The 23,957-nt window shown below is 71.5% G+C and carries 24 protein-coding genes and 1 tRNA gene; 15 read left to right on the forward strand and 10 right to left on the reverse strand.

Features of this window, described 5'->3' with window-relative positions; genetic code table 11:
- Positions 1 to 29: 29 nt before the first annotated feature.
- The gene (locus ACH45E_RS08580; RefSeq protein WP_361441850.1) at positions 30 to 1,391 is read left to right on the forward strand and encodes a PLP-dependent aminotransferase family protein; all 1,362 of its coding nucleotides are present in this window, start codon (positions 30 to 32) and stop codon (positions 1,389 to 1,391) included.
- A 48-nt stretch (positions 1,392 to 1,439) separates the two neighbouring features.
- On the opposite strand, the gene ACH45E_RS08585 is transcribed toward ACH45E_RS08580, so the two are convergent.
- The 4 genes from ACH45E_RS08585 to ACH45E_RS08600 all read right to left on the reverse strand — a co-directional run bounded on the left by ACH45E_RS08585 (position 1,440) and on the right by ACH45E_RS08600 (position 4,412).
- Complete coding sequence (locus ACH45E_RS08585) at positions 1,440 to 2,003, reverse strand: GNAT family protein (RefSeq protein WP_361441852.1); 564 nt, start codon at positions 2,001 to 2,003, stop codon at positions 1,440 to 1,442.
- Between the two features lie 103 nt (positions 2,004 to 2,106).
- Positions 2,107 to 2,922 (reverse strand): triphosphoribosyl-dephospho-CoA synthase, encoded by an 816-nt coding sequence (locus ACH45E_RS08590; protein WP_361441855.1) that lies wholly within the window; start codon positions 2,920 to 2,922, stop codon positions 2,107 to 2,109.
- A 9-nt stretch (positions 2,923 to 2,931) separates the two neighbouring features.
- Positions 2,932 to 3,882, reverse strand: a complete 951-nt coding sequence (locus tag ACH45E_RS08595; RefSeq protein ID WP_361441858.1) for an intradiol ring-cleavage dioxygenase — start codon at positions 3,880 to 3,882, stop codon at positions 2,932 to 2,934.
- Between the two features lie 83 nt (positions 3,883 to 3,965).
- Entirely contained in the window at positions 3,966 to 4,412 is a 447-nt protein-coding gene (locus ACH45E_RS08600) for an ATP-binding protein (protein ID WP_361441861.1), read from the reverse strand.
- Between the two features lie 200 nt (positions 4,413 to 4,612).
- Here ACH45E_RS08600 and ACH45E_RS08605 point away from each other — a divergent pair, with 200 nt between their 5' ends.
- From ACH45E_RS08605 to ACH45E_RS08645, 9 genes are all read left to right on the forward strand, one after another.
- Positions 4,613 to 5,488: a hypothetical protein gene (locus ACH45E_RS08605; protein ID WP_361441863.1), complete on the forward strand. Its 876-nt coding sequence runs from the start codon at positions 4,613 to 4,615 to the stop codon at positions 5,486 to 5,488.
- 160 nt (positions 5,489 to 5,648) lie between these two features.
- A complete protein-coding gene (locus ACH45E_RS08610; protein ID WP_361442599.1) occupies positions 5,649 to 6,398 on the forward strand; it encodes a YcnI family protein in 750 nt (249 codons plus the stop codon).
- Positions 6,399 to 6,489: 91 nt separating this feature from the next.
- A complete protein-coding gene (locus ACH45E_RS08615; RefSeq protein WP_361441866.1) occupies positions 6,490 to 7,143 on the forward strand; it encodes an SCO family protein in 654 nt (217 codons plus the stop codon).
- The gene (locus tag ACH45E_RS08620; protein WP_399040277.1) at positions 7,140 to 7,619 is read left to right on the forward strand and encodes a copper chaperone PCu(A)C; all 480 of its coding nucleotides are present in this window, start codon (positions 7,140 to 7,142) and stop codon (positions 7,617 to 7,619) included. Before ACH45E_RS08615 ends, ACH45E_RS08620 begins: the two co-directional genes overlap by 4 nt.
- Positions 7,620 to 7,632: 13 nt before the next feature.
- Entirely contained in the window at positions 7,633 to 9,606 is a 1,974-nt protein-coding gene (locus tag ACH45E_RS08625) for a copper resistance protein CopC (RefSeq protein WP_361441869.1), read from the forward strand.
- An 8-nt stretch (positions 9,607 to 9,614) separates the two neighbouring features.
- Positions 9,615 to 10,982 (forward strand): iron uptake transporter deferrochelatase/peroxidase subunit, encoded by a 1,368-nt coding sequence (gene efeB / locus ACH45E_RS08630; protein ID WP_399040280.1) that lies wholly within the window; start codon positions 9,615 to 9,617, stop codon positions 10,980 to 10,982.
- A 79-nt stretch (positions 10,983 to 11,061) separates the two neighbouring features.
- A complete protein-coding gene (gene pheA / locus ACH45E_RS08635; protein WP_361441875.1) occupies positions 11,062 to 11,994 on the forward strand; it encodes a prephenate dehydratase in 933 nt (310 codons plus the stop codon).
- 509 nt (positions 11,995 to 12,503) lie between these two features.
- Positions 12,504 to 13,832 (forward strand): serine--tRNA ligase, encoded by a 1,329-nt coding sequence (gene serS / locus ACH45E_RS08640; protein ID WP_361441877.1) that lies wholly within the window; start codon positions 12,504 to 12,506, stop codon positions 13,830 to 13,832.
- Entirely contained in the window at positions 13,829 to 14,632 is an 804-nt protein-coding gene (locus tag ACH45E_RS08645) for an HAD family hydrolase (RefSeq protein WP_361441880.1), read from the forward strand. The genes serS and ACH45E_RS08645 overlap by 4 nt, the downstream gene beginning before the upstream one ends.
- A gap of 19 nt (positions 14,633 to 14,651) precedes the next feature.
- On the opposite strand, the gene ACH45E_RS08650 is transcribed toward ACH45E_RS08645, so the two are convergent.
- The 6 genes from ACH45E_RS08650 to ACH45E_RS08675 form a co-directional block, all read right to left on the reverse strand.
- Positions 14,652 to 14,758: transfer RNA gene (locus ACH45E_RS08650), tRNA-OTHER, on the reverse strand.
- 267 nt (positions 14,759 to 15,025) lie between these two features.
- Positions 15,026 to 15,244: a hypothetical protein gene (locus tag ACH45E_RS08655; protein ID WP_361441883.1), complete on the reverse strand. Its 219-nt coding sequence runs from the start codon at positions 15,242 to 15,244 to the stop codon at positions 15,026 to 15,028.
- A gap of 95 nt (positions 15,245 to 15,339) precedes the next feature.
- Positions 15,340 to 16,059 (reverse strand): ABC transporter permease, encoded by a 720-nt coding sequence (locus tag ACH45E_RS08660; protein WP_361441886.1) that lies wholly within the window; start codon positions 16,057 to 16,059, stop codon positions 15,340 to 15,342.
- Between the two features lie 10 nt (positions 16,060 to 16,069).
- Positions 16,070 to 16,981: an ABC transporter ATP-binding protein gene (locus ACH45E_RS08665; RefSeq protein ID WP_361441889.1), complete on the reverse strand. Its 912-nt coding sequence runs from the start codon at positions 16,979 to 16,981 to the stop codon at positions 16,070 to 16,072.
- On the reverse strand, positions 16,981 to 17,907 hold the full coding sequence (locus tag ACH45E_RS08670; RefSeq protein ID WP_361441892.1) for an ABC transporter permease subunit: 927 nt from the start codon (positions 17,905 to 17,907) through the stop codon (positions 16,981 to 16,983). Before ACH45E_RS08670 ends, ACH45E_RS08665 begins: the two co-directional genes overlap by 1 nt.
- A complete protein-coding gene (locus ACH45E_RS08675; RefSeq protein WP_361442605.1) occupies positions 17,897 to 18,862 on the reverse strand; it encodes an ABC transporter ATP-binding protein in 966 nt (321 codons plus the stop codon). The genes ACH45E_RS08670 and ACH45E_RS08675 overlap by 11 nt, the downstream gene beginning before the upstream one ends.
- A gap of 214 nt (positions 18,863 to 19,076) precedes the next feature.
- On the opposite strand from ACH45E_RS08675, the gene ACH45E_RS08680 reads away from it, so the two are divergent.
- The 5 genes from ACH45E_RS08680 to ACH45E_RS08700 all read left to right on the forward strand — a co-directional run bounded on the left by ACH45E_RS08680 (position 19,077) and on the right by ACH45E_RS08700 (position 23,938).
- The gene (locus tag ACH45E_RS08680) at positions 19,077 to 20,834 is read left to right on the forward strand and encodes an SDR family oxidoreductase (RefSeq protein WP_361441895.1); all 1,758 of its coding nucleotides are present in this window, start codon (positions 19,077 to 19,079) and stop codon (positions 20,832 to 20,834) included.
- A gap of 171 nt (positions 20,835 to 21,005) precedes the next feature.
- Positions 21,006 to 21,554, forward strand: a complete 549-nt coding sequence (locus ACH45E_RS08685; RefSeq protein ID WP_361441897.1) for an RNA 2'-phosphotransferase — start codon at positions 21,006 to 21,008, stop codon at positions 21,552 to 21,554.
- Positions 21,555 to 21,566: 12 nt separating this feature from the next.
- Positions 21,567 to 22,025, forward strand: coding sequence for a hypothetical protein (locus ACH45E_RS08690; RefSeq protein ID WP_361441900.1), 459 nt, complete (start codon positions 21,567 to 21,569; stop codon positions 22,023 to 22,025).
- Positions 22,026 to 22,067: 42 nt separating this feature from the next.
- On the forward strand, positions 22,068 to 22,979 hold the full coding sequence (locus ACH45E_RS08695) for an LLM class flavin-dependent oxidoreductase (protein ID WP_361441903.1): 912 nt from the start codon (positions 22,068 to 22,070) through the stop codon (positions 22,977 to 22,979).
- A 71-nt stretch (positions 22,980 to 23,050) separates the two neighbouring features.
- Complete coding sequence (locus ACH45E_RS08700; RefSeq protein WP_361441906.1) at positions 23,051 to 23,938, forward strand: HAD hydrolase family protein; 888 nt, start codon at positions 23,051 to 23,053, stop codon at positions 23,936 to 23,938.
- The last annotated feature ends 19 nt before the right edge of the window (positions 23,939 to 23,957 follow it).

The following is a 23,957-nucleotide window of genomic DNA, read 5'->3' on the forward strand; positions in this document are numbered from 1 at the left end:
CCATTCACGTGCCTAGGGGGAGGGTGTTCGTGGAAGATTTCTGGTCCGGTATGGGTGTCGATCTGCATCTGGAACCGAACGCGGTGAACGGGCGGAGGGCCGGGCTCGAGCGGGCTTTGCGGGATGCCGTGCGGGAGGGGCGGCTGTCACCCGGGACGCGGTTGCCGGCCACGCGGCGGCTCGCGGTGGAGCTGGGGATCTCGCGGGGGACCGCGAAGGCGGCGTACGACCAGTTGGTGGCCGAGGGGTACCTGTCGGCGCGGCAGGGGTCGGGCACCCGGGTGGCCTCGCTGCCCTCCGTGGACACCGACGCTCCGGAGGCGGTCGCACGCGCGCGTGCCCCGCGTCTGGATCTCCGGCCCGGTAGCCCGGACGTCGGGGCGTTCCCGGCGGCGGCCTGGCTGCGGGCGCTGCGCCGGGCCATCGCGACGGCGCCCTCGCTGGCGTACGACTACGGCGATCCGCGCGGGCGGATCGAGCTGCGCACGGCCCTGTCGGGCTACCTGGGGCGGGCGCGCGGGGTGATCGCGCCGCCGGACCGGATCATCATCACCTCCGGGTACGTGCAGGGCCTGGCGCTCCTCACGCGCGTGCTGGGCGGCGACATCGCCATGGAGGACCCGGGGCTGCCCTTCCACCGGGACGTGGTGCGGCACAACGGCGGGAGCGTGATCCCGGTACGGGTCGACGAGCGGGGGGTGTGCGCGCAGGACCTGGGCGAGGAGTCGGCCGTGATCGTCACGCCCGCCCATCAGTACCCGACCGGTGTGACCCTGCACCCCGAGCGGCGGCGGGCGCTCACCGACTGGGCACGCGCGCGTGGCGGGCTGATCGTCGAGGACGACTACGACGGGGAGTTCCGCTACGACCGTCAGCCCGTCGGAGCCCTCCAGGGCATGGCGCCGGGCCGGGTCGTGTACCTGGGCACCGCCTCCAAGACCCTCGGCCCCGCGCTGCGGCTGGGCTGGATGGTGCTGCCGCCGAACCTGGTGGACCAGGTCGCCGACGCCAAGCTGCACAGCGACCACCACACCGAGACGATAGGTCAGCTGGCGCTCGCCGAGCTCATCGACAGCCACGCCTACGACCGTCACGTGCGCGCGTGCCGGCTGCGTTACCGGCGCCGCCGGGACCAGCTGCTGGACCGGCTGGGCGGGCGCCGGGTACGCGGCATCGCGGCCGGGCTGCACGCGTTGGTGGAGGTTCCCGACGAGGCGGAGGCGCTGTCCCGCGCGGAGGCGGAGGGCCTGGCCGTGGGCCACCTGGGCGGCCACTGGCACACCCCCGGCCCGGGGAGGGCCCAGGGCCTGGTCATCGGGTACGGCACACCTCGCGAACGGGCGTATCCGGAAGCGCTGGAGGTACTGGCGAAGGTGCTGGACGCGGGGTGAGCCGGCCGGGGCGGCGGGTCACGGGGTGGCAGGTCAGGGGGTGGCAGGTCAGGGGGTCGGCTCGTCGTCGTGCAGGATGCGCTGGAACATCCGGTGGTCCCGCCAGGCTCCGTTGATGGCCAGATAGCGCGGGGCCGTACCGATGTGCTCGAAACCGCACTTGGCGAGCACACGCTGGGAGCCGGCGTTGTCCAGGACGGTGGTGGCCTCGATGCGGTGCAGCCCCACGGTCTCGCGGGCCACGCGGCACACCGCCCGCACGGCGGCGGTCGCCAGCCCGCGCCCCTGGTGGTCGGCGGCGATCCAGTAACCGAGGTAGGCGCTGCGCCAGGGGCCGAGGACGATCCCGGACAGCGTGATCGTCCCGGCGATCCGTCCGTCGGCGGCTTCCAGGACCCACGGGACGGTCCGCTGTTCGGCGAATTGCCGCAGCTTTTCGCCGAGCACGGCCGCCTGGCCGGCGGCGGTGAAGAACTTCTCCGGACGCCGGGGCTCCCAGGGGGCGAGATGCTCGCGGTTCTCCACGTACGCCGCGGCGAGTGCCGGAGCGTCGGCTTCCGTGGCCGGCCGCAATATCACGCCGTCCGTCAATTCCTCGGCCGCAATGTCCATGCGGTCACCCTAGGCGGCTACGGTTGCGGCGTCCGCCGGGCCATGAAAGCCGGGCGTGGAAGCCGGGCCGTTAAAGCCCGGCCACGAAAGCGGATTCCGGAATTCAGGCCGCCGGCAGCGAATCCACGAACAACGCCCCCGCGAGCAGTCCCGCGCTTCCCCGTGGGCTCCACGCGCGCGCGTGCAGGTCCGCGTCCAGCGCGGCCAGCGCCTCGGCGCCCGCGGGTGCCGCCGTGCCGCCCGCCTCCAGGATCCCGCGGGCGCCCGCCTGCACGTGGCGCAGGCCCAGCGGGCCCGCCGTGTAGAGCAGTTCGGTGTCCTGGAGGCTGGACATCACGGTGAGCAGGGCGTCCAGCCGGGCCTCGGCCTCGGTGGCGCCGGCCGAGCGGGCGGCGGCGAGCGCGTCCAACGCCCGCCGCACGTGCGGGAATCCGGCCTTCGCCTCGCCGCGGGCCCCGGCCGCGCCGTACTTGGCCGACACGGAGGAGCCCCGCGAGGGCCGCAGCGGGGCGCGCCGGTCCGGATGCGCGGCGATCCGCTTGGCGACCGTCAGCACGTCCCGTGCCCCCGGCCTCGGGCCCAGCGCGGCCGCGGAGACCAGCAGGCCCAGCGTCCACAGGGCGCCCCGGTGTCCGCCGCCCGCCAGACCGACCGAGTGCTCGGTGCACCGGCCTATCGCGCCCAGCTCCGCCCGTAACGCCGGCGTGACGTCGCCGGTGCGGCGGGCGGAGGCGGCCATCGCCGCGAGGCCGGGTGCCAGCGCCTTCGCCGACCAGCGCAGGGCGACGTGGTCCCGGCGGGTGGTCCGGGCGGCCAGGTCGCGCGGGTCGGGCAGCCCTGGTTTGGGTACCAGGGCCAGTTGCCCGGTGAGCGCGGCCACCGCGGCCCGCGCCAGCGCGTCGTCCTCGCGACTGCTCATGGCCGTACCTTACGAGGACGCGGAGGCCGAAGGGGAGGCGCTGTCACTCGGGGCTCCGCTGGGCGGGGTGCCCGTCGGGGCGCCGCTGGGGGCGCCGCTCGGCGGGGTGCCCCCGCCGCCGCTGCCCGCGCCGGTGTTCTCGGCGTCGGGGTCGATGCCCAGGGTGAGGTAGCCCTTGTAGCCCTTGGCCGGGTCCTTCTTGTGCACGGGCTCCAGGGTCAGCAGACCGCTGGAGGCGCCGCCGCCGTCGTAGACCATGTCGTCGGCGAGCTCGGTGTAGCTCCCGGTGTGCTTGGAGTACGGCTCCAGCGCGAAGACCGCCTCGGCGATGTCGTCGTCGAAGAACAGCTGGCCGGTGAAGTTGACCTTGCCGCCCTCGTAGGTGCCGTCCTCCTTCTCGCCGCCGGTGTGCACCTTGACGTGGATGTGGCAGGTGCGCGGGGTGTACCAGCCGGGGAAGATCGTCTCGAACTTGACGACCCCGTTGGCGTTGGCGACCTGGTAACCGCGCAGATAGGTCTTGTCGTCGGCGCTGTCGCCCTCCTCGCTCTCGGCCGGGGCCGAGCCGCCGGGGTTGGCGGTGGTGTAGCCGGAGTAGTAGCCCCAGGCGTCGCAGTGCCAGATCTCCACAGCCGCGCCGGAGACCGGGGTGCAGCCGTCGGTGGCGTCCACGACGGTGAGACGGAGCGTCAGCGGGACACCGCTCTTGCCCTCGGTGATGTCCTTGCGCACCAAGGCACCGTCGAGGTAGTAGGGCCCTTCCGTGACGCTCGGCATCAGCTGCGCGCAGGTACCGCCGGTCGAGGTGGCCGAAGCGGACGCGCTCGCCGAGGCCTCGGTGGTCGTGTCGGCGAACGCCGACTGGTAACCGGCGACGGCGAGCCCGCCGGCCGCGGCCGTGCCCCCGGTCACCGCGATCGCGCGACGCCGGGTGATGTTGTGCTTGTGCTTTCCCGTCATGGTCGAGGAACGTAGGAACCGGGCTTGTCAGGGACATGAGCCACGGCTGGGAAAAGCCTGTGAAAGCCCGGAAGGCTGAAGCGCTAGACCGCCATGAGCGGCGCGTCGTCGCGCCACTTGAGCATCTTGTCGAAGGTGACCACCGTCCCGGCCCGGCCCGGCTCGGGCCCGATGTGGACGTGGTCGGCGAGTTCCCGGATGAGGCACAGGCCGCGCCCCTGCTCGGCGTCCACGCGCGGAAGCCGGATCTCCGCGCCGCGGGCCAGCCCCGGGCCGGAGTCGGTCACCTCGATGCGGCACTTCTCGCCGTCGAGGTAGGCCGTCACCCGGTACGCCTCGGCGGAGTCGCCGAACGCCCCGCCCCCGCCGTGCTCGACGGCGTTCGCGCAGGCCTCGCTGAGGGCGACGGACAGGTCGTACGAGACGTCGGGGTCCACGCCCGCCGTCTCCATCGTGCCCAGGAGCAGGCGTCGGGCGAGCGGCACGCTCGCGGCCTCGCGCCGCAGATGGAGTGACCACCAGATGCTCATGCTCCAGCCTCCTGGCTGCGGCTCGACATACCGTTACGTATTGCCGCCCGTGGCCATGTGTAAGCACCCCGTTGACGTGACGCCGCCCATACGGGGGATGCGGCCGAGGACGAATCGGTGTATGAGGGTCGGCCGGGAGGTGCCCTTCCCGCGGACCTGCCGTGGAGCGCGGGTAAGGGCAGTGCGATGATGAGCGCGCCATGACTGCCCCCCACCCGCGCACGACGCGCACCGGAGCGGAACTCCGGATTCTGCGGGCCGCGGTGTTCGCCGCGGTCTGTGTCGTGCTGGCCGCGGCGGGGCACAGCCTGGCCGCCTGCGCCGCCGTCCCGCTGTGGACGCTGGGCGCGGGATTCCTGGGCGCACTCGTACTGGTGGCCCCGCTCGCCGGGCGGGACCGCTCCCTTCCGGGGATCGCGGTGCTGCTCACCCTGGGGCAGGCCGCGCTGCACACGCTGTTCGGGCTGGCCGAGCACGCCATGGCCGCGACGGCCTCCGGCACGATGTCCGCGGCGTCCATGGGCTCCATGGGCGCGTCGGCCGGGATGAGCGACCAGGCCCTCGTGGCCCGCGCCGCGCGACTGCTGTGCGGGAGCAGCGCGGCCTCCCTGACGCCCGCCCACGCGTACCGGCTCCTCGCCGACGCGCACCTGGCCACCGGGGCGGACCTGGGCTCGGCGGCGGGCACGGGCATGAGCACCATGCGGCACGCGGCGGACACCACCGGCTCCTCCGCCTCGCTGCTCTCCCTGCTGCCCTCCCTGCCGATGCTCCTCGGCCACCTCATCGCGGCCGTCGCCGTCGGCTGGCTGCTGCGTCGCGGCGATCTGGCGGTGCTGCGGCTGCTGGACCTCTCGGTGCATGGAGTCGCGGAGGGAGCGCTCGTACGTTCCTTGCGCGCGGCGCTCGCGCTGGCGTGCGCCCTGTGTGCCGGGCTCCCGGGCACTCCCGACCCGCGCGCGCGTGACCGCCGTACCGCCTCGGACGACTCACCCGCCCCGCACACCACCGCACTCCAGCACACGGTGATCCGGCGCGGCCCGCCTCCCGCCGCCGCACTCGACCTCGCCGCCTGACGCGACACGAGAGCCACTCCACACGACATCCGTGCTCGGAGAGGGGACGCCGTCGCGCCACGCGCGCGTATCCCTCTTCATCACCGGGACTCACCCCGGCTTCATCACCGGGACTCACCCCGGACTCACTCAGAGTGGAGTGCTGTCTTTCATGAAGTCCATCAAGGCTTCCCGTCTCGCCGCCGCCACCGCCGTCGCCGGCGTCTCCGTGCTCGCCCTGTCCGCCCCCGCCTTCGCGCACGTCAGCGTGCAGCCGGAGGGCACGGCCGCCAAGGGCGGCTACGCGGTCGTCGACTTCAAGGTGCCCAACGAGCGCGACAAGGCCTCGACCACCAAGATCGAGGTCAGCCTCCCCACCGACCACCCGCTGGCCTCGGTGATGCCGCAGCCGATCGACGGCTGGAAGGTGAAGGTCACCAAGTCCAAGCTGGCCAAGCCGATGGAGATGCACGGCGAGAAGATCAGCGAGGCGGTCACCAAGGTCACCTGGACCGCCGACGGCAAGGGCATCGAGCCCGGCTACTTCCAGAAGTTCCCGCTGTCCGTCGGCGCCCTGCCCGACGACACCGACGAACTGGTCTTCAAGGCGATCCAGACCTACTCCGACAAGGAGACCGTCCGCTGGATCGAGGTCCAGCAGGACGGCCAGGAGGAGCCCGAGAACCCCGCCCCGGTCCTCGAACTGGCCGCCGCCTCCGAGGACGGACACTCCCACGCCTCGAGCACCGCCGAGGACGCCTCCGACAAGACGGACGAGAAGGCCGGCGCGAAGACCGAGACCGCGGCCGCCGCCGGCGACTCCGGGGGCAGCGACACCACCGCGCGCGTGCTCGGCGTCGTCGGCATCGTCGTGGGCGCCGCGGGCGTGGCCTACGGCGTGCTCGCCGGACGGCGCCGTACCACCGCCTGACCGCCTCCCCTCCGCACCGCGCACAGGGGACCGTGCCACGCTTGCGTACGGCCCCGGTGCGCGCCGGAGCTCTCTACTCTGGGACCTTTCCATGCGCAACAAGACGTTCGCCGCGGCCGCGCTGCTCGCCGCGGCCACCCTGACCCTCTCCGCCTGCGGCAGCGGCGACGACGACAAGTCGCCCATAGCCGTGGTCTCCGAGGAGTCCGGCTCGGACAAGCCCGCCACCGTTCTCGACCAGCCGTTCGAGAAGCCGGACCTCGTCCTCACCGACACCCACGGCAAGAAGTACGACCTCCGCAAGGAGACCAAGGGCAGGCCGACCCTCGTCTACTTCGGCTACACCCACTGCCCCGACATCTGCCCGCTGACCATGAACAACATCGCGGTCGCCAAGAAGTCGCTGCCCAAGGCCGAACAGGCCGCGCTGCGGGTGGTGTTCGTCACCACCGACCCCGCCCGCGACACCCCCACCGAGCTCGGCAAGTGGCTGAAGGGCATCGACCCCCAGTTCATCGGCCTGACCGGCGACTTCTCCACCATCCAGGCCGGCGCCCGCTCCCTCGGCATCTCCATCGAGCCGACGAAGAAGGACAAGAAGGGCAAGGTCGTCTCCGTCCACGGCACCCAGGTCATCGCCTTCTCCCCGAAGACCGACGGCGGATACCTCCTCTACGGCGAGGACACCACGGTCGACGACTACACCAAGGACCTCCCCAAGATCATCAAGGGAGCCAAGCCGTGAGGCGTTCCACCCGTTCCGCACGGCACGCCGCGACGACCGCGGCGGCCGCGGCGACCGCCGGCACCCTGGCGCTCGCCGGCTGCGGCGGATCCGGCGACGCCGCGGCGGAGCTGTCGGTCCGCTCCTCCTACATGCCCCAGCCGGTCTCGGCCGACATGGCGGCCGGTTTCCTGACGATAGTCAACAAGGGCGGCACGAAGGACGAGCTGACCTCGGTCACCAGTGACGCCGCCGGTGACGTCACCATGCACGACACCGTCGGCGGCGCGATGGAGCAGGTCACCTCCTTCCCCGTCCCCGCCCATGGTCAACTCGTCTTCAAAAGCGGCGGCAACCATCTGATGTTCGAGAAGCTGAAGCACCGGCCGGCACAGGGCCAGACGATCACCCTGAAACTCGGCTTTGCGAAGTCCAGGCCCCTCACCGTCGAGATGCCGGTGAAGTCCGCCACGTACAACCCGTCGACCGGACACTGAGGGAGGGACCACCTTGACGCGGACCATCACCCCCCGCCTGCGCACCCTGGTGCTGCTGTTCCTGGCCGTCACCGGCGCGCTGCTGGCCGGTGCGGGGCCTGCCTCCGCGCACGCCGCGCTGACCGGCAGCGACCCCGCACAGGGGGTGGTGGTCAAGAAGGCGCCCACCCAGGTGTCGCTGACCTTCTCCGAGCAGGTGTCGATGAACGACGACTCGCTGCACGTCCTCGACCCCAAGGGGAAGAAGGTCGACGTCGGCAAGCCGTCCAACATCAGCGGGACCACCTACGCCGTGCAGCTCAAGAGCGGCCTGGCAGACGGCACCTACACCGTCGCCTACCAGGTCGTCTCGGCGGACAGCCACCCGGTGTCCGGCGCCTACACCTTCTCCGTCGGGGCCCCGTCCCAGACCACCGTCTCCGTCTCCGGGCAGACCGCGGGCGGCGGCGTCGTGGGCTGGCTGTACGGGTTCGGGCGCTACATGTCGTACGCCGGCTACATCGTGCTGGTCGGCGGCGCGGCCTTCGTGCTCGCCTGCTGGCAGCGCGGCTCCGGGGTACGGGCCATGCAGCGGCTCGTCGTCGGCGGCTGGCTCACGCTCACCGCGGCCACGCTCTGGCTGCTGCTCCTGCGCGGCTCCTACACCAGCTCCGGCAAGGTCGGCGCCATCTTCGACCTGGACCTGCTCGGGCAGGTGCTGCAGACCAAGACCGGCGCCGCGCTCGTCTCCCGGCTGCTGCTGCTCGCCGCGGCGGCACTGTTCATCGCCGTCCTCTTCGGCGCCTATGACAAGCGGGAGGACGAGGAGAAGCGGGACCTGACCTTCGGGCTAGCGATCGGCGGCACCGTGGTGGCCGCCGGGCTCGCGGCGAGCTGGGCGATGGCCGAGCACGCCTCGACCGGACTCCAGCCGGGCATCGCCATGCCGGTCGACGTCGTCCACCTGCTGGGGGTCGCCACCTGGCTGGGCGGGCTCACCGCCCTCCTGGTCGCCCTCTACCGGGCGCCCGCCGAGACCCCGGTCGAGACCGCGGCCGTCCGCCGCTTCTCCCGCCTCGCCTTCGGCTCCGTCGCCGCGCTGGTCGCGACCGGCGTCTACCAGTCCTGGCGCCAGCTCGGCTCGTGGTCGGCGTTCACCGACACCCGGTACGGACAGCTGCTGCTGGTCAAGATCGGGCTCGTGGCACTGCTGGTCGGCATCGCGGCGATCTCCCGGCGGTGGACGGCACGGCTCGCCGATACGGCGCCCGTGTCGAAGGCGGGGAAGCAGTCCAAGACCGCGAAGGCACAGGCGAAGGCCGAGGCCGACGCCGACGCTGAGACCGAGGTGGAAGCCGAGGTCGAGGCCGAAGTCGAGGTCGAGGTGAAGGAGCGCGTGACCGCGCCCGCCGCGGCCGGGGACGCCAAGCGCGCCGCCCAGCTCGCCCGGCAGCGCGCCGCCGAGGACACCGCCCGGGAGAAGCGGGTGCGGGACGCCGACCCGGGCCGCTTCGGACTGCGCCGCTCGGTCCTCGCCGAGGCGGGCGTCGCCGTGGTCCTGCTCGCGGTCACCACGGTGCTCACGCAGACCGAACCGGGCCGCACGGAGCAGGAGGCCAAGGCGGCCGCGTCCTCGTCCTCGTCGTCAGCCTCCTCGTCCTCCTCCGGTGCGCTCACCCTGGACATGCCGTTCGACACCGGCGGCCAGGACGGCAAGGGCGTCGTACGGCTCGACTTCGACCCCGCGCGCGTGGGCGGCAACGAGATGCACGTCTACGTCCAGCGGCCCAACGGCCGCGCCTTCGACATCCCCGAGGTGAAGGTCGCCTTCACCCTCACCGCCAAGAAGATCGGGCCGCTGCCCGTGACCCCCGACCACGTCACGACCGGCCACTGGGCCGCGACCGGGGTGCAGATCCCCATCGCCGGTGAATGGAAGATCGCGGTGACCGTGCGCACCTCCGACATCGACCAGGCGACCGTCTCCAAGAACGCGCAGATCGGCTGAACCGCACCATGGCTGACCAGTCCATCCCGAAGGCTCGTCCTTCCGACACCGCCGTGGAGTCCGACACCGCCGTGGAGTCCGGCACCCCCGTGGAGTCCGACGCCACGGCGGAGCCCGGCACCGCTGTGGCCGAGGCCCGCGGCGGCGGCTCCGCACGGGACGGCCTCTCACGGCGCAAACTCCTCGGCACGGCCGGTGCCACGGGTCTCGTACTCGGCGCGGCGGGCGGGGCCGTGGGGTACGCCGCCGCCCCCGCCGGAGCCACGCCGCTGACCGCGGTGGGCGCCGACCGGGTGATGTTTCACGGGAAACATCAGCCCGGCATCACCGAAGGCCTCCAGGCCCGCGGCCACCTCGTCGCCTTCGACCTCGCGGCGGGCGCGGGCCGCAAGGAAGCGGCGGCATTGCTGCGCCGGTGGTCGGCCACAGCCGAGCGGCTGATGGCGGGCGAGGCGGCCGCACACGACGACACCGACGTGGCCCGCGACGCCGGACCGTCGTCGCTGACGATCACCTTCGGGTTCGGACACAGCTTCTTCGGCAGGACCGGGCTGGAGAAGCAGCGCCCGGTCTCCCTCGACCCCCTTCCCGACTTCTCCTCGGACCACCTCGACAAGGCCCGCAGCAACGGTGACCTCTGGGTGCAGATCGGCGCCGACGACGCCCTCGTCGCCTTCCACGCCCTGCGCGCGATCCAGAAGGACGCCGGCAGCGCGGCCCGTGTCCGCTGGCAGATGAACGGCTTCAACCGCACCCCGGGCGCCACCGCCCACCCCATGACCGCCCGCAACCTGATGGGCCAGCTGGACGGCACCCGCAACCCCAAGCCCGCCGAAGCCGACTTCGACAAGCGGATCTTCGTCCCGGCCTCCGGCTCGAGCGACCCCGCCTGGATGGCGGGCGGCTCCTACGCCGTCGTACGCCGGATCCGCATGCTCCTCGACGACTGGGAGAAGCTGTCGACCGGGGCCCAGGAGGCGGTCATCGGACGCCGCAAGTCCAGCGGGGCGCCGCTGTCGGGCGGCACCGAGACGACCGCGATGGACCTGGAGAAGGCGGACGCCAAGGGCGACTACCTCGTACCGCTCAACGCCCACTCCCGCATCACCCGGCCCGACCAGAACGGGGGCGCCGCCATGCTCCGGCGCCCGTTCTCGTACCACGACGGAATCGACACCGACGGGGCGCCCGACGCGGGCCTGCTGTTCGTCTGCTGGCAGGCGGATCCGCTGCGCGGCTTCGTGCCCGTACAGCGCAAGCTCGACCGGGGCGACGCCCTGTCCCGGTACATCCGCCACGAGGCCAGCGGACTGTTCGCGGTCCCCGGCGGCGCCGCGCGGGGAGAATACGTGGGGCAACGGCTGCTGGAGGGGTGAACCCACGCCGGTTCACTCCCGACGGGGGCAGTCGTGAGACACCGGGGCCGGGTTCGCGCGCGGCCATTAGGGTGAGGACATGCCAGCGAGCTATGCCTATCTGGGCCCTGAGGGAACCTTCACCGAAGTCGCCCTGCGCACGCTTCCGGAGGCGGCCACCCGGGAGCTGATCCCGTACGTGTCGGTGCAGTCGGCGCTGGACGCCGTGCGCGCCGGAGAAGCCGAGGCCGCCTTCGTACCGATCGAGAACTCCGTCGAGGGCGGCATCACCACCACCCTGGACGAGCTGGTCGCGGGCGCGCCGCTGATGATCTACCGCGAGGTGCTGCTGTCCATCACCTTCGCGCTGCTGGTCCGGCCGGGCACGAAGCTGTCCGACATCAAGACCGTCACCGCCCATCCGGCCGCCCAGCCCCAGGTCCGCAACTGGCTCAAGGCCAACCTCCCGGACGCCGTCTGGGAGTCCGCCGCCTCCAACGCGGACGGTGCCCGGCTGGTCCAGGAGGGCCGGTACGACGCCGCCTTCGCCGGCGAGTTCGCGGCCGCTCGGTACGGCCTGACCGCCCTGGAAACCGAGATCCACGACGCGGAGAACGCGCAGACGAGGTTCGTGCTGGTGGGCCGCCCCGCCCGGCCCGCGGCCCCGACCGGCGCGGACAAGACGTCGGTGGTGCTCTGGCAGCGCGACGACCACCCCGGCGGGCTGCGCGACCTGCTCGGGGAATTCGCCACCCGGGGCATCAACCTCATGCTGCTGCAGTCCCGCCCGACGGGCGCCGGCATCGGCAACTACTGCTTCTGCATCGACGCCGAGGGCCATATCTCCGACCAGCGGGTGGCCGAGACGCTGATGGGGCTGAAGCGGATCTGTCTGCAGGTACGGTTCCTCGGCTCGTACCCGCGTGCGGACATCGCACCCGAAGGAGTACGACCCACGCTGCCCGGGACGTCCGACGAGGAGTTCGTGGCGGCGGCGGACTGGGTCGCGCGGTGCCAGGACGGGCGCTTCTAGCGTTATCCACAGGAGTTATCCACAGGCCCCCGTGTGGACCTGGGGACAAGTCGACACGGTAGGGCGACTTCGTCGACAAATCGCCCTACCGGCGGCACCGAGGGACACCACCAGGGACATCACCCTTCGTCCACCTGTTTCCTTTGGTTCATCTTTTGGGGCGACCCCTTTCCACCCGAAAGTGGGTGTCAGACCAGTTTGAACCGGGAATTCTTCACTCTGCTCGACACTTCCGGAGTGATCGATTCCGAAATCCACAGACCTTCCGCACAGCCTGTGGATAACTCATCGGGGGGTGGGGATCGCTGTGGACAACCCAGTCTCCAAGTGCCGCTCTCCACAAGGGAATCGAGTCAATGTGCCGCCTCTCACATACCTCGTCCCAGGGAGTGAGACGGCACCTATTGACACGATGCGCAATTCCCTCATAACGGTATGTAAGCCGTAGTCCACCGCAGTTCGGAAAACCGAGTCGTGAGCCGGAACGCGGCACCGGTAGCCTTGACCGCGTGATTGACCTTCGCCTGCTCCGTGAGGACCCCGACCGTGTGCGCGCGTCCCAGCGCGCCCGTGGAGAGGACGTCGCGCTCGTCGACTCCCTCCTGTCCGCCGACGAGCGGCGCAGGTCGTCCGGCGTCCGCTTCGACGAGCTGCGCGCCGAGCAGAAGCAGCTCGGCAAGCTCATCCCCAAGGCCTCCGCCGACGAGAAGGCCGAGCTGCTCAAGCGCGCCGAGCAGCTGAAGGCCGACGTCAAGGCCGCCGACGCCGAGCGCGACGCGGCCGACGCCGAGACCCAGCAGCTCCTGCTCCAGCTCGGCAACCTCGTCCACCCCGACGTGCCCGTCGGCGGCGAGGAGGACTTCGCCACGCTGGAGACGCACGGCACGATCCGCGACTTCGGCGCCGAGGGCTTCGACCCCAAGGACCACCTCGAGCTCGGCCAGCTGCTCGGCGCGATCGACGTCGAGCGGGGCGCCAAGGTCTCCGGCTCGCGCTTCTACTTCCTCACCGGCGTCGGCGCCCTGCTGGAGCTGGCCCTGGTGAACGCGGCGATCGCCCAGGCGACGGCCGCCGGCTTCACCCCGATGCTGACCCCGGCCCTGGTACGCCCCCAGTCCATGGCCGGCACCGGCTTCCTCGGCCAGGCCGCCCAGGACGTCTACCACCTCGACAAGGACGACCTGTACCTCGTCGGCACGTCCGAGGTGCCGCTGGCCGCGTACCACATGGACGAGATCCTCGACGCGGACCGGCTGCCGCTGCGCTACGCGGGCTTCTCGCCGTGCTTCCGCCGCGAGGCCGGCTCGCACGGCAAGGACACCAAGGGCATCTTCCGCGTCCACCAGTTCGACAAGGTCGAGATGTTCTCCTACGTCGCTCCCGAGGACTCGCAGGCCGAGCACCAGCGCCTGCTGGACTGGGAGAAGCAGTGGCTGACCTCGCTCGAGCTGCCGTTCCGCGTCATCGACGTCGCCACCGGTGACCTCGGCGCCTCGGCCGCGCGCAAGTTCGACTGCGAGGCGTGGATCCCGACCCAGGGCAAGTACCGCGAGCTGACCTCGACCTCGGACTGCACCGAGTTCCAGTCCCGGCGCCTGTCGATCCGCGTCCGCGAGAAGTCCAGCGGGAGCGAAGCGACCTCCGGCAGGGGTGGTGGTCGGGCGACGGGCGGGCAGGTCCGCCCGCTGGCCACGCTCAACGGCACGCTGTGCGCCGTACCGCGCACGATCGTGGCGATCCTGGAGAACCACCAGCAGGCCGACGGCTCCGTGCGGGTGCCCGAGGTGCTGCGCCCGTACCTGGGCGGCCGGGAGGTCCTGGAGCCGGTCGCCAAGTGAGCGAGAGCTTCCCCTACCGGCTCATCGCCACCGACCTCGACGGAACGCTCCTGCGCTCCGACGAGTCGGTCTCCGAGCGCACTCGTGAGGCGCTCGCCGCGGCCACCGCGGCGGGCGCCGCGCACATCGTCGTCACGGGCCGCGCGGTCCCCTGGACCCGGCACATCCTCGACGACCTCGGCTACGACGGCCTCGCCGTCTGCGGCCAGGGCGCGCAGGTCTACCACGCCGGCGAGCACCGCCTGCTGACCTCCGTGACCCTGGACCGGCAGCTGGCGGGCCTGGCGCTGGCCAAGATCGAGGCCGAGGTGGGCCCGCTGTACCTGGCGGCGAGCCGCGACGGACTGAACGGCGACGTGCTGGTGGGCCCGGGTTACGCGGTCACCGGCACGCTGCCCTCGATCCCGTTCACGGACGCGTCGGACCTCTGGAGCGCCCCGCTGAACAAGATCTACATCCAGCATCCCGACCTGTCGGACGACGAGCTGGCCGAGGCGGCCCAGCGGGCCGCGGGCGGGTTCGTCTCCGTCGCGATGGCGGGTGCGGGCATCGTGGAGCTGCTGCCGCTGGGCCTGTCCAAGGCCACGGGTCTGTCGCTGGCGGCCCGCCGCCTGGGCCTGAAGGCCGCCGACACGCTGGCCTTCGGCGACATGCCCAACGACATCCCGATGTTCGCCTGGGCGTCCCGGGGCGTGGCCATGGCCAACGCCCACGAGGAACTCAAGGCGGTCGCCGACGAGGTGACCTCCTCCAACGAGGAGGACGGCATCGCGGTGGTGCTGGAACGATTGCTCGGCTGAGCTATCGGTCTCGCCTGTGCGGAGGATGCACGGATCGAACGTGCGCGGGCTTTTTCAGGCCCGACCTAGACCTGCTTCTGATTGAACACAGCGCAAGCCAGTGCCTTACCACTCGGCCAATCCTCCGGGTGGGCGGTCCACGCGAGAGCGACATCGCGTGCTCGAAGCGACCGCCCCGGGCAGCTCCCCGTGCGGGGAGGGCTCCACAGTGGGGTAACTACACCGGAGCCCGCCGCGGGCTGCCCTGTCGGGAGCCGGACGTACTGTCGTGCATGGACATCGCCCGGCTCCTCTCCCAGAACGTGGCGCCGGGACACTCCCGGCGGATGGGGCACAACCACTCTGCCCCGCCGCCCAGTTGGACGCCACTGAATTAACCGCGGCCCCGGTCCGCTACCGGCGCCGCCATCTGCGACGACGTGCCTTGCTGAAGAACCACCCGGCCGGCGGCTCGTCCGATCGCCAGGGCTGCGGCTCCGGCGACTCCGCACGCCAGCGGGCGGCGAGCATGCGGGCTCTCGCGGACGGCTCGGAGGTCTCGGCGCCCCGTATGAACGCGTCGTCCAGGACGACGTCGTCCCAGACGCCGCTCTCCGGTGTCTCCTCTGCCATCCCCGTCCTCCTAGCCGTTCATCCGCTTTGTCCAGTGTGCGCGGACGGAGGTGAAGTCCCCGTCAAGACGCCGTCCGCGCCTGCTCCTCGCGCGCCTACTCCTCGCCCGCCAGCGTCAGCGACCGCAGCTTCTGGCCGGCGTACCAGGTGGCCAGCACGGTGACCGCCACCAGCAGTACCGACGCCGTGGTCAGGGAGACGTCCGAGGTGACCAGGTCCCCGCCGGCGACCTTGTGGGCGACGGCCAGCGACCACTGCTGGACGCTCAGCGTGCGCGCGCCGGGCACCAGGGAGCCGAACAGGGCCTCCCAGACGAGGGCGTAGACGAGCCCGAACACCACGGCGTGCCGGGACACCGTGCCGAGCAGCAGGAAGAGTGCCGCGTACGCGATCGAGGCGACCAGCGTGGCGACGGTGTAGGCGACGGCGATCTGCTGGCCGTTGCCGTTCAGGATCAGGCCCGCGATCATCGTCGGCACCGCGGAGAACACCATGGTCACGGCGATCGCCACGATCAGCTTGGTGAGGATGATCGTCGGCCGCTTCAGCGGCTTGGACAGCAGGTAGACGACGGAACCGTCGTCGATCTCCGGTCCGATCGCCCCGGTGCCCGCGATGACACCGATGATCGGCACCATCGTGGCGAGCGCGAAGCCGCCGAGGACGTCGGAGGCCGTCTGGTCGTCGGCGCCGGTCAGAGCGCGTACGGCCACGGAGATCACGATCAGCAGCAGGGGCAGGGCGCCCAGGATGAGGGCCCGGCGACGGCCGAGCAGGGCCCGGTAGGTGAGCCGGGCGACTGTGGGGTCGTACATCATGGGCCTCCTACGCCGCGACCAGGTACGAGAAGACGGACTCGAGGGACTCGTCGGACGGCGAGACCGTGAGCAGCCGGATGCCGTGGTCGCGGGCGACCTTCGGCAGCAGGGTGGTGAAGCGGCCGAAGTCGACGGCCTGGATGCGCAGTGCGCCCTCGGTGAGGTCGACCTCGATGCCGGAGGTCGACGGGTCGGCGATCAGCGCGGCCGCGAGGGCGCGGTCGTCGCTGGAGCGCACCAGGTAGCGGTGGGGGCGGTCGGTCATCAGGCGGCGGATCTTGCGGAAGTCGCCGCTGGCCGCGTGCCGTCCGGCGACGACGACCTCGATGTGCCAGGCGAGTTGCTCGACCTCCTCCAGGATGTGGGAGGAGAACAGCACCGTACGGCCCTCGTCGCCCATCCGGCGCAGCAGGTCCATCAGATGCATGCGCTGGCGCGGGTCCATGCCGTTGAAGGGCTCGTCCAGCAGGAGCAGGGACGGGTCGTGGACCAGCGCGGAGGCCATCTTCACGCGCTGCCGCATGCCCTTGGAGTAAGTGGAGATCTTCCGGTCCTGCGCGTACTCCATCTCGACCGTGGCCAGGGCGCGCTGGGCGGCCTTGTCCCCCAGCCCGTGCAGCTCGGCGTTGGCGACGACGAACTCGCGGCCGGTGAGGAAGTCGTACATCGCCTCCCGCTCGGGGACGATGCCGATCTGCTTGTAGATCTCCTCGTTGCGCCACACCGGCTGCCCGTCGAGGGTGACGGTGCCGGTGGAGGGGGCGAGGAAGCCGCCCATCATGTTGATCAGGGTGGACTTTCCGGCGCCGTTGGGGCCGAGCAGGCCGGTGACGCCGGGGCCGATGGTCATGGTGATGTCGTTGACGGCGACCACGTTGCCGAACCAGCGGGAGACGTGGTCGATGGAGAGCGTGGTCATCAGAGGCCCACCTTCTTGTAGCGGCGCGTCAGGAGGCCGTAGGCGGCGGCGATCAGGCCCAGGACGACGAGGACGTACACGACGCCCTGCCCGCTGGACGGGCCGACCCCTCCGGGGGCGGCCGAGGTGCCGCCGAGGAAGGCGGACTGCACCCCGTCGATCAGGGTGACGGGCGAGAAGAGGCCGATCCACGGGATGGCGCTGGCGCTGCTGCTGCCCCCCTGGTTGTAGGCGATGGCCTGGAGCGTGGTGACGGCACCGTAGGAGATGGTCATCACGGCGATCACGGCGGCGATGCCGAAGCCGCGGCGCGGGGTGACTGCGGCGATGACCAGGCCGATGCCGGCGAAGAGCAGCGAGAGCAGGGCCACGGCGACCAGTCCCTGGGCGAATTCCTTGGTCTGGTGGGCGAAGCCCATCTTGGCGAGCAGCGAGCCGATGTACATCACCAGCAGCGGGGCGCCAGTGAGGATGAACATCGCCGAGGCGAGCGCCGCGAACTTCGCCTGTACGTAGTCGGCGGTCTCGATGGGCCGCGAGAAGTACAGCGGTACGGTCTTGAAGCGCAGGTCGCGCGAGACGGACTGGGGTGCCTGGGAGGCGACGTACAGGCTGATCACGGCCTGCATGACGATCGCGTAGCGGGTGTAGGACAACGGCAGCTCGTGCGCCTTGGTGGCGACGGCCACGGCCACCATGATGGCCGCGGGCACGCACATCACCGCGAACAGCAGCATCGGCAGGACCTTGGACTTCACCGAGCGGCCGAGGCCGTAGGCGCCGCGCAGGGACTGCGAGTACAGGGAGCGGCGGGCGTAGGCGCGGCCCAGGCGGGGGCCGTCGTAGCTGCGGTAGCCGATGTTGTGGATACGGGTCTGGTCGCCCGGCGAAGTCGAAGGCGCTGCCGGGGGATGCTCAACCGCCATGGCCGACGGCCTCCTTCCGCTGCTCGTCGCTGCTGGTGAACACCTCGGAGATGTGGTGCCTTCGCTGTTCCATGCGCACCAGGCCCAGTCCGAGGTCGGCGACGGTGTCGCGCACGAGGTCGTACGTCTCCTCGCCGGAGGCGGTCAGCAGCAGGATGTGTCCGGCACCGGGCAGTCCGGCGCCCTCGGCGTGGGTGTCCACCCCGCGCGCGTGGAGTGCCTCGCGGACCGCGCGGGTGCCGTCGGGGTGGGTGTCGCTGTCGGTGACCTCGATCGCGAGGGTGGTCGTGGTCTGGGTGAAGTCGGTGGTGGAGCTGGAACGCAGCAACTTGCCGCCGTCGATGACGACGACGTGGTCGCAGGTGCGCTCGAGTTCGCCCAGGAGGTGGGAGGTGACCAGGACCGAGATGCCGAAGTCGGTGTGGATGCGGCGGATCAGGCCGAGCATCTCGTCGCGGCCGACCGGGTCGAGGCCGTTGGTCGGCTCGTCGAGGAAGACCAGCTGCGGGTCGTGCACCAGGGCCTGGGCGAGCTTCACGCGCTGTTTCATGCCGGTCGAGTAGCCGCCGATGGGGCGGTAGCGCTCCTCGTACAGGCCGACGTGGCGCAGGGTGTCGGCGGTGCGCTCGCGGGCCGCGGCCGGCGGCAGGCCGGACATGCGGGCCATGTGCACGACGAACTCGGTGGCCGAGACGTCGGGCGGCAGGCAGTCGTGCTCCGGCATGTAGCCGACGCGCTCGCGGATGGTGGCGCCCTTGGTGGCGACGTCGAGGCCGAGCACCTCGGCGTGGCCCTCCGTGGCGGGGGACAGACCCAGCAGGATCTTGATCAGTGTGGACTTGCCGGCTCCATTGGCACCCACGAGCCCCGTCACACCGGGTCCCACGTCCACGGAGAGCCGGTCAAGCGCGGTCACCCGGGGGAACCGCTTGCTCAGGCTTTCGGTCGCGATCACAGTCACGTCATAGAAGGTAGTGACGGGGGCCACTCAGGGCGTCAGACCGGAGAGCAGTATTGGCGTCAGACTCCAGTCGTACGGGGCCTTAGGGGTAACCCTGAGGTCGGACGACCGGCCGCACTGTTGACGATCGGTCTAACAGCTGGAACAGTCGCGTGGACCGGGCCGCGGGCACGCGGTGAGACCGGAGCCGACAGCGGGCGGAGGCGGGATGGCAACGCTGGAGGGCGCGCGGGAGCGCCGGGTGCGCACGGGCGGGGTCGAGCTGTGCGTGGCGGAACTGGGCGACCCGGAGCAGCCGACGGTCGTCCTGGTGCACGGCTATCCGGACAGCAAGGAGGTCTGGTCCGAGGTCGCGGTCCGCCTCGCCGCCCGCTTCCACGTCGTGTTGTACGACGTCCGGGGCCACGGCCGCTCCACGGCACCGCGACCGCTGCGCGGCGGCTTCACCCTGGCCAAGCTCACGGACGACTTCCTGGCGGTGATCGACGCGGTCAGCCCGGACCGGCCGGTGCACCTCGTCGGGCACGACTGGGGCTCGGTGCAGGCCTGGGAGTTCGTCACCGTGGAGCGCGCCAAGGGCCGGATCGCCTCCTTCACCTCGATGTCCGGGCCGTCCCTGGACCACTTCGGGCACTGGATCAACGCGCGCGTGAAGCGCCCCACGCCCCGCCGCGTGGGCCAGGTCCTCGGCCAGGGTGCCAGGTCCTGGTACGTGTACCTGCTGCACACCCCCGCCCTGCCCGAACTGGCCTGGCGCAGCCCGCTGGCCAACCAGTGGCCGAAGATCCTGCGGCGGATGGAGAGGCTCCCCGGTGACGACTACCCCACCGAGTCCCTGCCCGCGGACGCGGCCCACGGCACCTGGCTGTACCGGGACAACGTACGGTCCCGGCTGCGCAGGCCCCGCCCGGACGCGCACGCGCACGCGCCCGTGCAGCTCATCACGCCCCTGGAGGACGTGTTCCTGTCGGAGCGGCTGTACGACGATCTGGAGCAGTGGGTTCCGCGGCTGACCCGCCGCACGCTCCCGGCCGGGCACTGGATTCCCCGCACCCGGCCCGACCAGCTGGCGGCCTGGATCGGGGAGTTCGTCACGGGCATCGAGGAAGGCCGCCCCCTGTCGAAGCCGACCGGCCGCCACGCCGACCGCTTCGCCGGTCAGCTGGTCCTGGTGACCGGCGCGGGCAGCGGCATCGGGCGGGCCACGGCGCTCGCGTTCGCGGCAGCCGGCGCGCGCGTGGTGGCCGTCGACCGGGATGCGGAGGCCGCCGCCCGTACCGCGGAGCTGTCCTTGCCGCTCGGCGCCCCGGAGGCCTGGGCGGAACCGGTCGACGTCTCCGACGAGCAGGCCATGGAGAAGCTGGCCGAGCGGGTCGCCGCCGAGCACGGTGTGGTCGACGTGCTGGTCAACAACGCGGGCATCGGACTGTCCGGCTCCTTCTTCGCCACGACACCGGACGACTGGCGCAAGGTCCTGGACGTCAACCTGTGGGGCGTCATCCACGGCTGCCGTCTCTTCGGCGCCCGGATGGCCGAGCGCGGGCAGGGCGGCCACATCGTCAACATCGCCTCGGCGGCGGCGTACCAGCCCTCCCGGGCCCTGCCCGCCTACAGCACCTCCAAGGCGGCGGTGCTCATGCTGAGCGAATGCCTGCGGGCGGAGCTGGCCGGCCAGGGCATCGGCGTGACGGCGGTCTGCCCCGGCTTCGTCAACACGAACATCACGTCGACGGCCGTCTTCGCGGGCGTGGACGACGAGGAGCAGAGGCGGCGCCGGAAGCGGACCGCCCGCCTGTACGGCCTGCGCAACTTCCCGCCGGAGAAGGTCGCCGGCGCCGTCCTGGACGCGGTGGCCCGCAACAAGCCCCTGGTCCCGGTGACCCCGGAGGCCCGCGGCATGCATCTGCTGTCCCGCTTCGCGCCCGGGGCACTACGGGCACTCGCCCGGGTGGAGCCGCGCTTGTGATCCCGTCGAACTCCCCTGGAACGGCAGTGAGTTGTCCACAGAATCACCAACTGACCTGTGGATAACAGCACTTGCTTGTGGACCAAACCTCACCGGCAAAACAAAATGCGTGATCCCCGTCTCTCCCGCCATGCTGAGCGGATGGACCAAAAGGGAATGGGTGAAAAGGGGATGGACGAAAGACGCACCGTGAAGGTGTCGAAGTACCTCTCGAAGCACCTGCGCCACCAGCCCGAGCGGATCGGCCTCACGCTCGACGCGAGCGGCTGGGTCGAGATCGACACGCTGATCGCCGCGGCCGGCGCGCACGGGTTCCGGTTCACGCGCGAGGAACTCGACCACGTGGTGGCCGCCAACGACAAGAAGCGGTTCGCGGTCGAGGGTCCCCGGATCCGCGCCAGCCAGGGCCACAGCATCGACGTCGACCTCGGACTGCCCCCGGCGACACCGCCGGCGTACCTCTACCACGGCACCGTGGCCCGCAACCTGGACGCGATCCGCGCCGAGGGCCTGCGGCCCATGAACCGGCACGACGTGCACCTGTCGGCCGACCGCGAGACGGCCGAGCGTGTCGGCGCCCGCCGCGGCCGGCCCGTCGTCCTCCCCGTCGACGCGGCCGCCATGCACCGCGACGGGCATGTCTTCCACGTCAGCGCCAACGGGGTGTGGCTGACGAAGGCCGTGCCGCCGCAGTACCTGCGGTTTCCCGGGGCGCACTGACCCCCGTTTGGCATGATCGGTCGCATGGACCGCCTCCCGACGACGGAAGCCGCCGTCTCCGCCTGCCGTGCGATCGCCGACGAGTACGCGCGTGAGATGGACGTCACGCACGACATCGGCGCCGACCAGACCTCGCGCCGCACCGCGGTGGGTGTCGGTGTCACCACCGACCCTGACGGCTCGTTCCCGCACGAGGCCTTCGTCGAGTTCGGCGGTTCGCCCGGGGTGACCGTGCGGCTGTATCCCGAGGGCGACGCACTGATCGCCGTCGAGGGCGTCGAGTGCCCCGACATCCCACGCGACGACGTACCCGCCTTCCTTCGCTCCGTCTTCGGTGGCCTGGCGTACGTCAAGGCACGCCGCTTCCCGCCGGACTACTTCCTGATGGTCCCGCTCCCCGGTGACCGTACGCACAAGGAGTACATGCCGCCGATGGGTCTCACTCCGTGGCTGAGCAGCCGCGTGCGGTGACCGTTTCACGTGAAACATGGCCCGGGCCCTAGGCTCGAGCTCATGAGTCTGCGTCTGAGCACCGTGATCCTTCCGTACCGCCGCTGGAGCGAGGGCGGCCGTTCTGCCTGGACGCGGGCCGAACAGCTGGGCTTCCACACGGGATACACCTACGACCACCTGTCCTGGCGCAGCTTCCGCGACGGCCCCTGGTTCGGTGCGATACCGACGCTGACCGCCGCCGCGTCGGTCACCGACCGGCTCCGGCTGGGCACGCTGGTGACCTCGCCGAACTTCCGGCACCCTGTGACGCTGGCCAAGGAGCTGATCTCCCTCGACGACATCTCCGGCGGCCGGGTCACGCTCGGCATCGGCGCGGGCGGCACCGGCTTCGACGCCACCGCGCTCGGGCAGGACCCCTGGACCCCGCGCGAGCGGGCCGACCGGCTCGCCGAGTTCGTCCCGCTGCTGGACCGGCTGCTGACCGAGGACGGCCCGGCCGGGGTGTCGTACGAGGGCGACTTCTACTCGGCACACGAGGCCCGCAACATACCCGGCTGCGTCCAGCGTCCCCGGCTGCCCTTCGCGGTGGCCGCCACCGGCCCGCGCGGCCTGCGGCTCGCCGCACGGCACGGCCAGGCGTGGGTGACCACCGGCGACCCCAAGCTGTACGAGAACGGCACGTCCGAGCAGTCGGTCGAGGCCCTGCGCGGGCAGGTCGAGAAGCTGGCCGACGCCTGCGCCGCGATCGGCCGGGACCTGGCCGGGGTCGAGAAGGTCCTGCTCACCGGCTTCACCCCGGACCGCGGCCGCCCGCTGGAGTCCCTGGACGCCTTCGTGGACTTCGCGGGCCGGCACCAGGAGCTGGGCTTCACGGAGATCGTGCTCCACTGGCCCATCCCCGACTCCGTCTTCGCGGCCGACGAGAAGGTCTTCGAGCAGATCGCCATGGAGGCAACGGCGCAGCTGCGCTGACCTCGGCCGAATGCGGTCCGTGCACCGGCTGTGACTCATCTGTGCGAAGTCCCGCACGACCGTGCGGGCATATGCGCGAGAATGGCGCGGTGACCTCAGCGACTCGACAGCCAGAGACCCCGGCCCGCGCCCTCCCGCCGCGGCTGATCGCCACCGATCTCGACGGCACCCTGCTGCGCGACGACAAGTCGGTCTCCCCACGCACGGTCGCCGCGCTGGCCGCCGCCGAGGAGGCGGGGATCGAGGTCTTCTTCGTCACCGGCCGCCCCGCCCGCTGGATGGACGTCGTCAGCGACCACGTCCACGGCCACGGTCTGGCGATCTGCGGCAACGGCGCCGCCGTGGTCGATCTGCACGGCGGCCCCGGCACCCACCGGTTCGTGAAGGTGCGCGAGCTGGCCAGGGCCAACGCGCTCGACGCCGTACGGCTGCTGCGCGACGCGGCCCCCGGCACGGTGTACGCGGTCGAGCAGACGTACGGCTTCCACCAGGAGCCGGACTACCCGAAGCTCCACATGGAGATACCGGACGACCTCGCACCCGCCGAGGACCTGCTGGCCCCCGGTGGCGCGGCCCCCGACGAGCCCGTCCTGAAGATCCTGGCCTACCACCCCACGCTGGACCCCGACGCGTTCCTCACTGTCGCCCGCCTCGCCATCGGCGACGGGGCCACCGTCACCCGCTCCAGCCCCAGCGCCCTGCTGGAGATCAGCGGCCCCGGCGTCTCCAAGGCCAGCACGCTCGCCCTGTGCTGCGCCGAACGCGGTATCTCGCACGAGGAGGTCGTGGCCTTCGGGGACATGCCCAACGACGTGGAGATGCTGACCTGGGCGGGCCAGTCCTACGCCATGGGCAACGCCCACCCGGCGGTCGTGGCCGCCGCCTCGGGACGGACCGTGGCCAACAACGAGGACGGGGTCGCCGTCGTCATCGAGCGGATGCTGGCGGAACGGCTGTAAGGAGCCGGGGCGCCCGGCG

It is taken from the genome of Streptomyces sp. NPDC020299 (assembly GCF_044387825.1).
Classification (GTDB): domain Bacteria; phylum Actinomycetota; class Actinomycetes; order Streptomycetales; family Streptomycetaceae; genus Streptomyces.